Source organism: Lutibacter sp. (assembly GCF_021647475.1).
Classification (GTDB): Bacteria; Bacteroidota; Bacteroidia; order Flavobacteriales; family Flavobacteriaceae; genus Lutibacter.
Map to the genome: position 1 here is coordinate 1 of NZ_JAKIUR010000057.1, position 16,238 is coordinate 16,238.

11 protein-coding genes are annotated in these 16,238 nt (G+C 29.9%); 5 read left to right on the top strand and 6 right to left on the bottom strand.

What is annotated here, in order from left to right:
- Positions 1 to 253: 253 nt before the first annotated feature.
- On the bottom strand, positions 254 to 2,113 hold the full coding sequence (locus L3J60_RS11555) for an ABC-F family ATP-binding cassette domain-containing protein (protein WP_291975699.1): 1,860 nt from the start codon (positions 2,111 to 2,113) through the stop codon (positions 254 to 256).
- Positions 2,114 to 2,194: 81 nt separating this feature from the next.
- On the bottom strand, positions 2,195 to 7,345 hold the full coding sequence (locus L3J60_RS11560) for a GEVED domain-containing protein (RefSeq protein ID WP_291975700.1): 5,151 nt from the start codon (positions 7,343 to 7,345) through the stop codon (positions 2,195 to 2,197).
- A 138-nt stretch (positions 7,346 to 7,483) separates the two neighbouring features.
- On the opposite strand from L3J60_RS11560, the gene L3J60_RS11565 reads away from it, so the two are divergent.
- From L3J60_RS11565 to L3J60_RS11580, 4 genes are read left to right on the top strand one after another with little or no spacing between them, the layout of a single operon-like run.
- On the top strand, positions 7,484 to 9,154 hold the full coding sequence (locus L3J60_RS11565; RefSeq protein WP_291975701.1) for an ABC transporter ATP-binding protein: 1,671 nt from the start codon (positions 7,484 to 7,486) through the stop codon (positions 9,152 to 9,154).
- Between the two features lie 27 nt (positions 9,155 to 9,181).
- Positions 9,182 to 10,129, top strand: coding sequence for a tetratricopeptide repeat protein (locus tag L3J60_RS11570; protein WP_291975702.1), 948 nt, complete (start codon positions 9,182 to 9,184; stop codon positions 10,127 to 10,129).
- The gene (locus L3J60_RS11575; protein ID WP_291975703.1) at positions 10,130 to 10,909 is read left to right on the top strand and encodes a DUF4292 domain-containing protein; all 780 of its coding nucleotides are present in this window, start codon (positions 10,130 to 10,132) and stop codon (positions 10,907 to 10,909) included. It begins immediately after the preceding gene.
- A 38-nt stretch (positions 10,910 to 10,947) separates the two neighbouring features.
- Entirely contained in the window at positions 10,948 to 12,132 is a 1,185-nt protein-coding gene (locus tag L3J60_RS11580; RefSeq protein ID WP_291975704.1) for a peptidoglycan DD-metalloendopeptidase family protein, read from the top strand.
- Positions 12,133 to 12,271: 139 nt separating this feature from the next.
- On the opposite strand, the gene L3J60_RS11585 is transcribed toward L3J60_RS11580, so the two are convergent.
- Genes L3J60_RS11585 through L3J60_RS11600 form a run of 4 tightly spaced genes read right to left on the bottom strand, consistent with a single transcriptional unit; the run spans position 12,272 to position 14,809 of the window.
- Positions 12,272 to 12,853, bottom strand: coding sequence for a hypothetical protein (locus L3J60_RS11585; RefSeq protein ID WP_291975705.1), 582 nt, complete (start codon positions 12,851 to 12,853; stop codon positions 12,272 to 12,274).
- A gap of 3 nt (positions 12,854 to 12,856) precedes the next feature.
- The gene (locus tag L3J60_RS11590; protein ID WP_291975706.1) at positions 12,857 to 13,312 is read right to left on the bottom strand and encodes a hypothetical protein; all 456 of its coding nucleotides are present in this window, start codon (positions 13,310 to 13,312) and stop codon (positions 12,857 to 12,859) included.
- A gap of 30 nt (positions 13,313 to 13,342) precedes the next feature.
- Positions 13,343 to 13,849, bottom strand: coding sequence for an acyl-CoA thioesterase (locus L3J60_RS11595; RefSeq protein ID WP_291975707.1), 507 nt, complete (start codon positions 13,847 to 13,849; stop codon positions 13,343 to 13,345).
- A gap of 42 nt (positions 13,850 to 13,891) precedes the next feature.
- Entirely contained in the window at positions 13,892 to 14,809 is a 918-nt protein-coding gene (locus L3J60_RS11600) for an SPOR domain-containing protein (protein WP_291975708.1), read from the bottom strand.
- Positions 14,810 to 14,905: 96 nt separating this feature from the next.
- On the opposite strand from L3J60_RS11600, the gene dprA reads away from it, so the two are divergent.
- Positions 14,906 to 16,009, top strand: coding sequence for a DNA-processing protein DprA (dprA, locus tag L3J60_RS11605; RefSeq protein ID WP_291975709.1), 1,104 nt, complete (start codon positions 14,906 to 14,908; stop codon positions 16,007 to 16,009).
- Positions 16,010 to 16,238 lie beyond the last annotated feature (229 nt).

Sequence of the window (16,238 nt, forward strand, 5' to 3'; positions counted from 1 at the left end):
GGTCTTGTTTTCTTGTAATAATGTTTCTATTACAACACGTTCTTTTAACGTTAATCGTACATATTTATTTACTTTCATACAACAAATCTAAGATTATGATTTGTTGCGTTAAGTTCTTGAATTCAGGTAGTGCATAATTTGAAGCAATCTATCTATTTTTAGTAAGATTACTTCTTCTTTTCGTTGCTCTTCAATCATGAGATGACGCAGACTGTTGATTTTCAGCCCTGTAATTATTTTTCTTATATCGAACTCAGGCTTCTAACTTAGAGGAAAGCTCAAACCAGCGTTCTTCTTTTTCTGTTATTTTTGAAATAATTTCTTGTAATTCAATAGATTTTTTATTAATATCTTCATTGAGAATTTCATTGGATGCGAATAATTTTTCAATGGTTTCCTTTTGAGTTTCAAGTTGTTCTATTTCACCTTCAAGGTTTTTATATTCCTTTTGTTCTTTAAACGATAATTTTGCTTTAGTTATAGTTTTTTCTTTAACAATTGTTTTTTTTGTTGCAATTGATTTCTCTTTTGGTTTTGAATCTTCATAAACTCTATAATCAGAGTAATTGCCAGGGAAATCTTCTATTTCACCATCTCCTTTAAATATAAATAAATGATCTACAATTTTATCCATAAAATAACGATCATGAGAAACCACCAAAAGGCAACCAGGAAAATCTAATAAAAAGTTTTCTAAAACATTTAACGTAACAATATCTAAATCGTTAGTAGGTTCATCTAAAATTAAAAAATTAGGATTTTGAATTAAAACCGTACATAAATACAAACGTTTACGTTCACCACCACTTAATTTTTCAACAAAGTCATATTGTCTTTTTCGGCTGAACAAAAAACGTTCTAATAATTGTCCGGCTGAAATTTTTCTTCCTTTGGTTAACGGAATATATTCTCCAAATTCTTTGATAACTTCAATAACTTTTTGCCCAGGTTTTACTTCAATCCCGTCTTGGGTATAATATCCAAATTTAATAGTTTCTCCAACAATAACTTTACCAAAATCAATAGATAATGTTTGAGTAATAATGTTTAAAAAGGAAGTTTTTCCAGTTCCGTTTTTTCCAATAATTCCTATGCGTTCTCCACGTTGAAACACATAATTAAATTTATTTAATAACTGTAAATTTCCAAATGATTTTGAAACGTTATGCAATTCTAAAATTTTAGAACCCATACGTTCCATATTAATTTCTAGTTGTACTTTATGATTGTCTCTTCTTTTGTGGGCTTCTTCTTTTATTTTGAAAAAATCATCAATTCTAGATTTAGATTTGGTAGTTCTTGCTTTTGGCTGTCTTCGCATCCAATCCAATTCCTTTTTAAAAATATTTTTAGCTTTATCAACACTGGCTTGTTCAGTGGCAATACGTTCCTCTTTTTTTTGTAAATAATAAGAATAATTACCTTTATAGGTGTAAAATTTTCCTTGATCTAACTCTACAATTTCGTTACAAACTCGTTCTAAAAAATACCGATCATGAGTAACCATAAACAAGGTTATTTTTTCTTTTTTAAAATAATTTTCCAGCCATTCAATCATTTCTAAATCTAAATGATTGGTTGGTTCATCTAAAATTAATAAATCGGGTTTATGAATTAAAACGATGGCCAAAGATAATCGTTTGCGTTGCCCACCAGATAGTGAGCTTACTTTTTGCGATAAATTAGGAAGTTTTAATTTGGATAAAATTTGTTTGTATTGTGTTTCAAAATCCCAAGCATTTGCTTGTTCCATTTTTTCAAATGCTTGTTGATAAGCGTTTTCATCGGAAGGATTATTTAAAGCGTGTTCATATTCTTCAATAATTTTTAAGGTTTGGTTCTCTGAATTAAAAATAGTTTGCTCAATAGTTAATTCATTATTTAAGCTATCTTGTTGTGATAAATATTCTATTTTTAATCCTTTTCTAGAAATAACCTGACCAGTATCTGGGCTGTCAATGCCAGTCATTATATTAAGCATTGAAGTTTTTCCAGTACCGTTTTTAGCAATAAAAGCAATTTTTTGCTCATTATTTATTCCGAAAGAAATGGCACTAAAAAGCGTTAATTCTCCGTAAGATTTTGAAATATTTTCAACAGAAACTAAATTCATGAAGTTTTAAAATTTTTCACAAAACTACATAAAAAAACCCCGAGAATTTGTTCTCAGGGTTTTATTTAAAAATCTTTTATGCTATTCTTTAATAAACTTTTTGGTCGTTATTTTTATACCATCATTTATATTAATCATATACATTCCTGCTTTTAAATCACCAATATTAATGATGTTTTTCAAGTTTCCAGATTTAACAGTTTGCCCTAAAATATTAGCAATAATATAAGTTGCATTAGTATTATTAGACATTTTAACTGTTAAATAATTTCCTTTAACAGGATTTGGATATATAGTGATAATATTAGAAGTTATATTAGCTATATCATTATTACGAGCAGTACCTCCTCCTATAATAACAGTATAATCTTCAACTTCACCATAGGTAAATGTTTCACAAGAAGTAGGAACTCCATTATATTTCATAGAAACACGCATTCTTGTAGCACCAGCTAGTGCTGTAGTTGGAATAGTAAATGTGCCACTAACAGGTGTAGTTTTAGAAGCAGCTTTAGACCAAACTTGCTCACCAGCATCGGTAAAACTTCCATTTTGATTGTAATCAATCCAAACACTATAAGCTTCATTATATACAGTTCCAGTCCAAGTAGGAGTAATTGTAATAGATGTAACTCCACTAATACTAGTTGAAATAGATGTAAAGTCACTATATCCATTTCCGTTTCCAGAAGAATTGTTTATGATCCCAATTTGAACTTTACCAATATATTCATCAGTAACAATATTTCCTTTAGATGAACAGTAAGTTAAAGATTGTACTGTAGTTGTAATTGTCGCAGTATTGCTATCGACAGAATTATTTCCAGCAGCATCTTTAGCTTTAACCGTAAAGTTATAAGTTGTACTAGCGGTTAAACCAGTTACTTGATAATTTGTACTGGTAACAGAAGTTAAAAGAATTCCATTTTTGAAAATATCATATCCTGTTATTGCTACATTATCAGTTGCACCAGACCAAGATAAATTAACAGTTGTTGCCGTGGCTCCATTTGCAGTTAATATAGGTGCTGTAGGTGCTTGGTTATCAGGAATAGGATCTGCCAGTACAATAGTATAATCTTCAACTTCACCATAAGAAAAGGTTTCACAAGAAGTTGGAACACCATTGTATTTCATAGAAACACGCATTCTTGTGGCTCCAGCTAACGCTGTAGTTGGAATAGTAAATGTACCACTAACAGGCGTTGTTTGAGAAGCTGCTTTAGACCAAACTTGTTCGCCAGCATCAGTAAAGCTTCCATTTTGATTGTAATCAATCCAAACACTATAACCTTCACTATAAACAGTTCCTGTCCAAGTTGGTGTAATGGTAATTGTAGTACTAGCTCCTTTATTCAAGTTAGTTGAAATAGAAGTGAAATCACTATATCCATTACCATTTCCAGAAGAGTTGTTTATGGTTCCTATTTGAACTTTACCAATATATTCATCAGTAACAGTTGTCCCTTTTGAATTACAATAAGTTAAAGATTGTGTTACAGTTGTTATGGTAGCAGTATTACTATCAATAGAACTATTTCCAGCAGCATCTTTAGCTTTAACTGTAAAGTTATAAGTTGTACTAGCAGCTAACCCAGTTGCTTGATAACTTGTGCTGGTAACAGAAGTTAAAAGAGTTCCGTTTTTAAATACATCATATCCTGTTACTGCAACATTATCAGTAGCACCAGACCAAGCTAAATCAACGGTACTAGTCGTTATATTACTAGAAGTAAGCGTTGGAGCAGTTGGAGCAGTTGTATCTATGGATGTAGTAGTGACGGCTGTTGTATTACTATCAATAGAATTATTTCCAGCAGCATCTTTAGCTCTAACGGTAAAGTTATATGTAGTTCCAGAGGTCAACCCTGTTACTTGATAAGTTAAACCAGTAGTAGAAATTAAGAAAATACCATCTTTAAACACATCGTATCCTGTTACAGCAACATTATCAGTAGCACCAGACCAAGCTAAATCAACAGTACTAGTTGTTATATTACTGTATGTAAGTGTTGGTGCAGTAGGAGCTTGTGTATCAGGAGGAGTTACAGTTGTAATTGTAGCAGTGTTGCTATCAATAGAACTATTTCCAGCAGCATCTTTAGCTCTAACCGTAAAGTTATAAGTTGTACTAACGGTTAATCCAGTTACTTGATAACTTGTGTTAGTGACAGAAGTTAAAAGAGCTCCATTTTTATAAATATCATATCCTGTTATGGCTACATTATCAGTAGCACCAGACCAAGCTAAATCAACTGTGGTAGTTGTTATATTACTAGAAGTAAGTGTTGGTGCAGTAGGTGCCTGTGTATCAGGAGGTGTTAAAGTTGTTATGGTAGCAGTATTGCTATCAACAGAACTATTTCCAGCAGCGTCTTTAGCTCTAACGGTAAAGTTATAAGTTGTACTAGCCGTTAATCCTGTTACTTGATAAGTTGTGCCAGTAATGGAAGTTAAAAGAGTTCCATTTTTAAATACATCGTATCCTGTTACAGCAACATTATCAGTAGCACCAGACCAAGCTAAATCAACTGTGGTAGTTGTTATATTACTAGAAGTAAGCGTTGGTGCAGTAGGCACTTGTGTGTCAGGAGTTGAACCTATTAAAACTATTGAATAATCTTCAACCTCACCATATGAAAATGTTTCACAAGCTGTTGGAACACCATTATATTTCATTGAAACTCTCATGGTTGTAGTTCCAGAAATTGCTGAAGTAGGTATTGTAAAAGTTCCACTAACAGGTGTAGTTTTTGAAGCGGCTTTAGACCAAACTTGTTCCCCGGCATCGGTAAAACTTCCATTTTTATTATAATCAATCCAAACACTATAACCTTCGCTATAAACAGTTCCAGTCCAAGTTGGTGTAATGGTAATAGTAGTAGAATTTCCTATGGTTAAATTAGTTGAAATAGAAGTATGATCGCTATATCCATTTCCTGAACCAGAAGTATTATCAATAGTTCCTATTTGTACTCTTCCAATATATTCATCAGTTACTGTATTCCCTTTTGAAGTACAATAAGTTAAAACTTGATCAAGTGTTGTAAAGTTAACAGAACTACTAAAGGATGAACTAGCACTGGTACAAACACTTTGTACTTGAGCTTCATATTGAGTTAAAGTATTTAAACCATTGAGGTTCACACTTGTTGAACCAGTGTTAATTGAGGTCCAAGTAGAGGTCCCAATTTTGCGGTATTGAATATTGTAAGTTGCACCTGAAACAGCATTCCAAGTTAAAGTAACACCTGTTGCACTTATATTTGAAGAATTTAAACCAGTTGGTACCGTTGCATTACAAATAACTTCTCCCGCAATGGTAAAATCTGTATTAGATACATCATAAAAAATATTATCAGCAGCTTCAACTTTTATTCTATTTTGTGAGCCAATATTATTTGGTACTGTAATTTGAGCTGATCCATTATTTGCTACTCCAGATGCTAAAGTTGTAGTAAAACTTGTACCTCCATCTGTAGATAATAAAATATTAACAGTTTGGCTATTTACAGCTGAACCATTAGTACCTGCAACATCCCAAGTAACTGTTTGTAACTGATTTACATTCCAAGTTATGGATGTATTTGGATAAAAAACTAAAAATGGACCAGCAGTACCATTTACAGTTACTACCATATCGTCACTATTATTTGCTCCACCACCAGCTACGTTATCTCTTACGGTTAATCTAAATTTTAATGTTCTAGCTACAGAAGGGACAGCTTCCCATTGAGTAGATGTATTACCAGATAAAACAGTTGCTATTTGTGGAAAAGAACGTGTTTTAGAAGTACTCGGTAAAAAGGATCTAAATGAAACACCCGTTGTAGCAGTTGTGCTTGGGTAGGTTGTTGCTGCATTGTTTTCATCCATTTCTTCCCAGCAAAATGATAATATATCGCCATCAGCATCTGTTCCATCTCCAGTTAATTCAAATGGAGTACTTTTTGGAATAGTAAAATCTGCACCAGCCAATGCTGTTGGTACACTATTACCTGTTGCTGTATTTGTTTGACAACTAGTAGTTTTTACATAATTAGTAACTTGTTGTATAGACATTGCATGAAAATAATCATCACTATGAGCTTGTACATCTGTAGCTCCGGTAATACCGGCATAACCCATAATTGTGGATCCACTTCCTGGTTCAACCTGTGCGTTTGCACCTTCGTTTCCATTAAAAGTCCAAGTATGGTTTGCTCCAAATTGATGTCCCATTTCGTGAGCTACATAATCTATATCAAAATTATCGCCTTGAGGGTTTGAATGTGAGGTGTAGCCACTTCCTTTTTGGTTATCTACACAAACACAACCAATACAACCTGCATTACCATTGTTAGTTCCTTTATGTACTAAATGTCCTATATCATAATTAGCTTCACCAATAACACTTGATAAAGTAGATTGCAGTTCACTATTTAAACTTGTAGTATATGGATCGGTATTTGCATTAGTGTAAATTATCGCATCTTCATTTGCAATTAATTGCATAGTAACTCCAAAATCAATTTCAAAAACACCATTTACTCTAGTCATAGTTGCATTCATAGCAGCTAAAGCATTGGCTTTTGTTCCTCCAAAATATTGAGTATAATCCCCAGATGCAGATAAAGCTAATCTAAAAGTTCGTAATGTACTGTCATCTGCGTTAGGACGAGCAACCGTTGTGTTTTTTGCTTGAATTTTAGAAGAAATATCATCTTTTACTAAACATTCAAATGAATTTAATGATGCATTTGATTGCTTACTATAAACCATATATTGTTTTAAATCTTTGGTATAAGGTTCAATAAAAACAGCATTTTTACCTGCCGAAATAGTCATTGTTTTTAATCCTAACGGAGAAACGCTAAAACGAATTGTTGCAGTTGGGTCGTCAATTCCTTGTCCTGCATATGACCTAATATTTGGGTATCTTGCTTGTAAATCAGGATGCATAATTGAGGCTTCAAAAATACTAAACCGTTCAAATTTTCCGTTAGCATTTGGAAATTCAATTACGGTTGATGACTTTTGTAAATAACCGCTTCTTTTAGGCGATTTAGATAAAGCATTTTTTAAACTTGACATGTCAAGTGTATATACTTTAAAATTGTTCGAAATTTCATTTCGATTTTTTAAAAGACTAGTTTTATTTTTTAATGATGATTTTTTCCAAGGATTAACATTTTGGGAAAAACCAAATGTAAAAGATAAAACAAACGTAAATACGAGTAATTTTTTTATCATAAAATAAGATTTTATTTGGGTTAAACAATTTAAGGCAACAATATAATTAAAATAATTATAATTTAATAACAAATAATTTATTTTACGAATAGTTCAAATAAAATTAAACAACAGTGAATATAATATAATTTTATATAAATGAAAAGTATTTTAAAAATAGAAAAAATATCCGTTTATTTTGGAGATAAACAGGTGGTAAAGAATATTTCGTTTCAATTAAAACAGCAACAAATACTTGGTGTTGTTGGAGAATCAGGAAGCGGAAAATCCGTTACATTTTTAGCTGTTTTAAAATTGCTAAGTAAAAAAGCAACTTTTGAAGGAACTGTAATTTTTGAAAATCAAAATTTATCCGAAATGTCTGAAAAAGAACTTCAAAAAATTCGAGGAAATCAAATCTCTATGATTTTTCAAGAACCAATGAGCTCTTTAAATCCCAGTTTAACTTGTGGTTTTCAGGTTGCTGAAATTTTAAAAACACATAAAAATAGATCTAATAAAACTGCTAAAAAAGAAGTAATAGCACTTTTTAATAAAGTAAAATTACCACGAGCAGATGAAATATTTAATCAATACCCACATCAAATTTCTGGAGGACAGCAACAACGTGTAATGATTGCTATGGCAATTGCTTGTAAACCTACTATTTTAATTGCTGATGAGCCAACTACCGCTTTGGATGTTACTGTTCAAAAAGAAATAATAGATTTGTTAAAAGACTTACAACAGGAAACGAAAATGAGCATAGTTTTTATAAGTCATGATCTAAGTTTAGTTTCTGAAATAGCCGATGATGTTTTGGTTATGTATAAAGGTGAAATTGTAGAACAAGGTAATGCTCAACAAATTTTTAAAAATCCAACTCATAATTATACAAAAGCATTAATAAATTCTAAACCAAGCTTAACGCACAGAGTTAAAAAATTACCAACTGTTAGTGATTTTATGAGTGAAAATATTGATTTTGAAGAATATACAACCGTTCAAAGAGAAAAATTTCATCAAAAAATTTATAGCAAAAAACCTTTGTTAGAAATTAAAAATTTGGCTACTTATTTTAATACAGAAAAGAAATTTATTTTTCAAAAAGAAAACATTGTAAAAGCGGTAGATGATGTTTCTTTTAATGTTTATGAAGGTGAAACATTAGGTTTGGTTGGTGAATCGGGTTGTGGTAAAACTACTTTAGGACGCACTATTTTACATCTTGAAAAAGCAACTAAAGGAGCTATTTATTACAAACAAAATGACATAACTACGTTGTCTAAAAACAAATTGAAAGATTTGAGAAAAGAAGTTCAAATAATTTTTCAAGATCCTTTTTCAAGTTTAAACCCAAGAATCCCTGTTGGACAAGCAATTATGGAACCTATGAAAGTTCATGGAATTTTTAAAAGCAATAAAGAATGCGAAGCCGAAGCCTTAAAAATTCTAGAAAAAGTAGGACTTAGTAAAGAGCATTTTTATAAATATCCTCATGAATTTTCTGGAGGTCAACGTCAACGAATTGGTATTGCCAGAACTATTGGTTTACGCCCTAAACTAATTATTTGCGATGAATCGGTTTCGGCATTAGACGTTTCTGTTCAGGCTCAAGTTTTGAATTTATTGAATGCTTTAAAAGAAGAATTTGGATTTACCTATATTTTTATTTCTCATGATTTGGCGGTAGTTAAATATATGTCCGATCAATTAGTAGTAATGAATCAAGGTAAAATTGAGGAAATTGGCGATGCCGATGCTATATACAAAAATCCTCAATCTAGTTATACTAAAAAATTAATTGAAGCCATTCCTAAAGGAATTTAATGGCATTAATTGTATATTGCCACTCGTATGAAAAGCAATTATTTAGTTATATATATTTTATTTTTATTAGGAATAAATATTGGAGGATTATTTGCTCAAAATACTACATTAACTGAAGAAAATAATTTAAAATTTCAAACTAGTTTTTTTGAAGCATTAAAACAAAAAGCTATTGAAAATTACCCAAAAGCTATTGAAAATTTAGAAAATTGCTATCAACTAGATTCAAGCAATACAGCCGTTCAATTTGAATTAGCAAAAAATTATTTTTTATTAAAAAGAAATTACGAAGCAGCAGTATTTATTAATAAAGCATTGTATAAAAAACCAAATAATGTTTATTTGTTACAGCAAAAAGTAGCCATTTTTAAAGCAGATCAAAATTTTAAAAAAGCTATAAAAATTCAACAAAAAATCATTAAAATTCAACCAAATTTAAGTAATAATTTGGTGTTGCTGTATATCTTAAATCACAATTATAACAAAGCAAAAAAGCTGATTGTTGAAATTGAAAATCAAGCTCTTGCAAATACCAAAACAATTGGATTATCAAAATATTTAAAAAGTAAAACTCAACCAAACGAAAGCAATAAAAATCAAGTTGAAGTTAACAGTGAAGATGATAATTTAATAGTTAATTACAACCAAACTAAAAACTATAAAACCTTAGTAAAAATTATAAATAGTTATATTAAAGAAGAGTATTTTAATCAATTAAATTCCTTAACTAAAAGTGAATTAGATTTGTTTCCTACGCAACCTTTTTTATATTATGCTAACGGATTAGCATTAACTAATTTAAAAAAATATAATGATGCTATAACCGTTTTAGAAATTGGCATTGATTTTGTAATAGATAATCCGCCATTAAAAAGTCAATTTTACGATTTATTAGCAACTTGTTACACGGCAATAAATAAACCGAAAGAAGCTTTAAAACACAAACAAAAAGCACTAAATTTAAGGAAAGAATAAATGAAGAAAACATATTTAATAGCAACCTTACTATTACTAATTTTATCCTCTTGTAAAACCAAGCAACTAATAACTACTTCTACTGAAAATGTTGCGATGCTTTCCGCTAAACATATTATTCATAATTACGAAGTAAATAAATTTCATCAAAAAACAGTTTCTGCAAAGCTTAGAACTAAATTTAAAAATAATAAAATGGCTGTTTCGGCAACCATAAAATTGCGATTAGAAAGAAATAAAACAATATGGATGAGTGTTACCAAACTGGGAATACCAATTGCTAAAATGATTATAACCCCTTATAAAGTTAGATTTTATAATAAAATTAATAAAACCTATTTTGAAGGAAGTTTAGCTTCATTAACAAAATATATTGGAAAAAAATTAGATTTTAAAGAGTTTCAGAATGTGTTATTAGGTCAACCAGTTTTAAATTTAAAAAGAGGAAAATACATTTCAAAAATAGAACAAAATAAATACCTGCTTTCCCCAAAAAAGAATAAAAATTTTTATGCCATTTTGTTTTTATTAAATCCTGATAATTTCAAGTTAAATAAACAAGAAATTCGTAATTTAGGCAAAGATCAAAAAGCTACTATTATGTATCCAAGTTATACTAATATTAATGGAGAACAATTTCCTGAGGTAATTAATATTATAGCAAATAATAATCAAAAAAAGCTATCTATTTTTATGAATTATTACCAAGTTGTATTTAATAAAGAATTAAAATTTCCGTTTAAAATACCTAAAGGATATAAAAAAATTAGTTTACCATAATGCGTCAATTTCTAAAATATATATTACTTTTTGTCTTCATGTTTTTGAGTATTTCTAGTTTTGCTCAAAAGTCTAAAAGAAAAGTTTTAGAAGCTCGTAGAATTCAGTTACAAAAAGATAAAGTTTATATAAACGCCTTACTTTCAAATAATAAACGAAAGAAAAAAAACTTATTAAATGATGTAAAAGATTTAAATGATAAAATAAAAACAAGAAAAAAATTAATAAATGCTATTACTAATGAAGCGAAAGAATTAGGAAACGAAATTTATTTAAATCAACTTAAAATTAATAAAAATGAAAGAGAATTAAAAGCCTTAAAAAAAGATTATGCCAATATGATTTACAAATCATACAAAAGTAAATCGCAAAATAGCAGAATCATGTTTTTACTTTCTTCCGATAATTTTTTTCAGGCATACAAGCGGTTTCAATATATGAAACAATATGCAAATTATAGAAAAAGTCAAGGCGAAAATATTCAAAAAAAGACTTTAGAAATTCAACAACTTAACGATACGTTAAAATTTAAAAAAGAACAAAAGCTAACCTTATTAAACAGTAAAAAAGAAGAGCAAATTGTTATTGAAAAAGAGAAAAAAGATCAAGTAGGCCTGTTAGCTCAGGTTAAAAAGAAAGAAGGAAAATATAAACGTCAAATTCAGCATTTTCAAAAAGAAGAACGTAGAATTGATGCTCAAATAAATAATATAATTAAAAATGCAATTGCTGCATCTAATAAAAAACTTGGTAAAAAAGGAAGCTCTTCAGCTGAATTTACGTTAACTGCTGAAGCAAAAAAGTTAGCTTCTAAATTTGTATTAAACAAAGGCAAATTACCGTGGCCAGTAGAAAAAGGATATGTATCAACTTATTATGGCAGGCAACCTCATCCTATTGTAAAAACAGCAACCATTCAAAGTAACGGCGTTAGAATTACTACTACAAAAGGTAGTAAAGCTCGTGCTGTTTTTGAAGGAAAAGTATTAGCTGTTCAGGTAATGTCTGGAAATAAAAAAGCGGTTTTATTACAACACGGAAACTACATAACGGTTTATAAAAACTTAGAAAATGTATTAGTTAATCCAGGTGATAATGTAAAAACGAAGCAAAAACTAGGAACTATTTTTACCGATAAAATTACGGGTAAAACTATTTTAGGTTTTCTACTTTCTAAAAATACTAAAACTGAAAATCCGGTAAATTGGATTTATAGAATGTAATACTGGTTTAGGCTAGGGAAAGTTGCGATTGATAAATCGTAATTTTCCGATGTTTATCGTTAGTTAGTAAAGTTAATCGTTTTTCTGTAATCAGCATAATTCAGCAATTTTTTAGCCATTGTTGGCAACTGGTTTTTGTTTATTTGTCACTTCCAATTGAACTAATAATTGAAATTCCTCCAACAATTGCTAAGCCAGTTGTTAAAGTTCTCCAAAATGATTTATTAGCATTTTCTGATTTAATCTGTACTACAATATCGTATGCATGTTTAATTAGGCTATTAATCAAAGTCCACTTGTTACGTAAATCGGTTTCTTCTCCATTGAGAGTAATATATTGAGTTATTGTTGGTAAAAAACTTCCAACATTCGTACCTTCTTGAACGAAAACAACAACAGGTTTATTAGCCATATAAGCCATTCCAGTTTCAACGTGAACCATTTCTGATAAACCATGAGAAATATGCCCAGAGTTTATATCTTTTTGAATATATCTTGGAGTAGCTACTATTACAACAAAATCAGCTAAAGGTATATTTTTTTTCATATGTTCAGCCGTACTCGTTGGAGACGCAGAAAAGTACCCTACAGTTCCAATTGGTTGAATATTGTGACGTTTTAATATTTGTTCTACATAGTTTACAAAAGGTCTGTCTTCAAGTCTTAAACTACAACTTAAAAATGCTGTTGCAATAGGTTTTTGTAAATTAGTTTCTACCATGTTTTATTTTTTAAGAATGATTTCGTAAAGTTTTAAAATTGAAAGTATAAAAGCTAAAACACTACCTGTTTTAACTACAAAACTCCATACTTTTTCTTTTGTTAATTTAAGTTTATATGTTTTTTGCCAATATTCAAAATAAGCCCAATTCTTCCCAGTTGCTGGAAAATCAATAATTTGATAGCGTCTACTTTCGTCTAATCCAAAGGATGCAGGTAACATTCCTCCAGTAAACATTTTTCTCACGTTACTTTCGCAATAGAAGAAAAATTGTTTTCTGTTTTCTTTGGACTTTCCTTTTACTTTTTTTTTGAAAACGTCATAGTTCTCATAAATTAGTTTAGTATTTTCCGAACTATAATTTTCAACCTCAATATTTTGTTTTAGAAAATATTCAAAATCAAGTTTGGAAAGAAGTTCTTTTGTTGATTTATTTTCAAAATTAAGATTTGTTTTCATTTAGTTTTAACTTGTTGCCAACAGCATGTATTATCCAAATAATGCTTTTAATTCGGTAGCATCTTTTGGGTTCATTTTCCCAGACAAAATTAAACTTAATTGCTTTCTTCGTAAAGCACTTTCAAAACGTTCTTTTTCTAGTTTAGTTTCAGGGTGTATTTGTGGTATTTTAGTAGGAGTTCCTGTTTTATCAACCGCTACAAAAGTGTAAATACCTTCGTTTACTTTAGTGCGTTTTTGAGATTCTCGGTCTTCAATCCAAACATCTACATAAATTTCCATAGAAGAATTAAACGCTCTAGAAACTTTAGCTTCAAGTGTAACTACACTACCAACAGGCACAGCTTTATTAAAGGCAACGTGATTTACAGAAGCAGTTACCACAATTTTTCTTGAATGGCGTTGTGCAGCAATACTACAAGCTCTATCCATTCTGGCCAACAATTCTCCACCAAATAAATTGCCTAGCGGATTGGTTTCGCCAGGTAAAACCATGTCGGTTAATATTGTTAAAGATTCTTTAGGAGTTTTTACCATGAGATGTTTTTTTGCAAAGGTAATTAAAAGAAATTGTAGAATTTAGTATTCTTGAATTAACAACCAAGCATCTTTGCTATCAGTTCGTCTAATAGCATTTAGTTTATTTATAGCATCTCTTCTTGAGTCAAAACTTTCGTAAGCAACCTGAGTTAAATTCCATTTATTAATTCCTAAAATTTTTGCGTGATAACCTTTTTTAAGTAATTGTCGCAATTTTTTAGTTGCATTGGTGGGTTCTCTAAATGCACCTGCAATAATGTGATAATTATGTGTTTTTTTAGCAACATTCAAAGTAATTGCTGGCAGTGGATTGCTAATTATAAAGGTAGCTTCCTGTATGGTTTTATCAACTTTTTGTTGTTGTAATTCTGACTGTGCTACTAAATTGTTATAGGTATAATTTTGGTATTGTTTCCACCCAACAGTTCCTAAGGCAAAAACCAATACTGCAGCTGCAGCATATTTTATAAAGGCGGGTGTTTTTTCTTTAGAATTTTCAGCACGATGAATTGGAATAACAGCTTTATTTTTTTCTATGAATCGTTTAATAGCAGGAGATACGTAGTTGTCTAATCCAAAAGAAGAAGTTAAATAATTTATGGTGTAAACAGGTTCAAAAATAATAGCATTATCTTCATTTTTATACAAGTTACCTATATTTTCTAGCTCTAGTTCTTCTTGACTTAATGCAGTTTGCCATTTAGCAACTTCGGTTTCAATAAAACGAACAGCATTTACATAGGTTATGCTTTTTGCAGTTGCTATGTAATTTGCCAATAATCCATCATTATTTTTTAAATGAGCATTAAAAGTTAATTGCTTAGTTGGTGCATAAAAAGTATGTGTATAATGATTTACTTTGGCAGAAATTTTGTTTGCTACAAACCCACCAAAATTTGGTACAATTACACAATCATATCGGTATAATAAATCACTGATGTATTTTGCTAAAGTCATTAAAACAAATATAAAAAAAATAGACACTAAAAATAAGAATAACCATATTTTTTATTAACAATAATTTTATATATTGACAATCCATTTATTATAAATATGCTAGAAGAAGATTTGTTATATGTATTGGCACTACAACACGCAAAAGGTATTGGTGATATTAATGCTAAAAAGCTAATTGCCCATTGTGGAACTGCTAAAAAAATATTTAAAGAAAAACGAAATTTGTTGGAAAAAATAAACGGAATAGGTTCGTTTACTATTCGTCATTTAACAGATTCTAAAAACTTAATTGAAGCAGAAAAGGAATTAAAATACATTCAGAAAAACAACATAGAAACCAGCTATTTTTTAGAGGATAACTATCCCGACAAATTAAAACATTGTGTTGATGGTCCAATTTTGATTTTTAAAAGCGGGAATATTTCATTAAACAAACAGCGAATTATTAGCGTGGTTGGTACTCGAAAAATTACAAGTTATGGAAGAATTTTTACAGAAAATTTAATTGAAGAATTAAAAGAATACAATCCAATAATTGTAAGTGGTTTTGCTTATGGTGTTGATATTTGTGCACACAAGTCTGCACTAAAAAATAATTTGCAAACTATAGGTATTTTGGCTCACGGTTTTGAAGATTTTTATCCGAAAGCACATAAAAAATATAGTGCTGAAGTTGAAAATAATGGTGGATTTATAACCGATTTTTGGCATGATGAAACTCCTTTACGAGAAAATTTTTTAAAACGAAACAGAATTGTAGCAGGTATTTCAGAGGCTACTATTATTATTGAATCTGCTGAAAAAGGAGGCTCGTTAGTAACCGCTGATATTGCAAATTCGTATAGTAGAGATGTGTTTGCCGTTCCTGGGAGAAGTTCTGATAAATTAAGTGCAGGTTGCAACAATTTAATAAAACAAAATAAGGCCGCCATGATAACTTCAGCTAAAGATGTTGTTGAATTATTAAATTGGGATATTGGAACTAAATCAGAAAAAATAATTCAAAAACAATTATTTGTAGAATTGGATGAATCTGAACAAATTATCATAAATTTTTTGATTGAAAATGGCAAAGAAATATTAGATAATATTGCAATTAATTGCAACTTACCTATTCATAAGACTACTACTATTTTATTCAATTTAGAAATGAAAGGCATGGTAAAACCATTACCTGGAAAATTATTTGAAGCCATTTAAAAATGGGATAAAGCAAGTCAATCACTAATTAGTCGAACCTATTTTATTACAAGAAGATAGTTTTAATAGTGTTTTTAGTTGTTTTTATTACCAAAATAGGGTTCAAAAAAGACCAGTTTTTAGTATCTTGGTGAATAAAACCTTGTCAAATGCGTTCACATAAAATCGATACAAATCAATATAATTTTTTAGGAAATACGCTAGGAGAACTTTTAAATCCCAAACACGA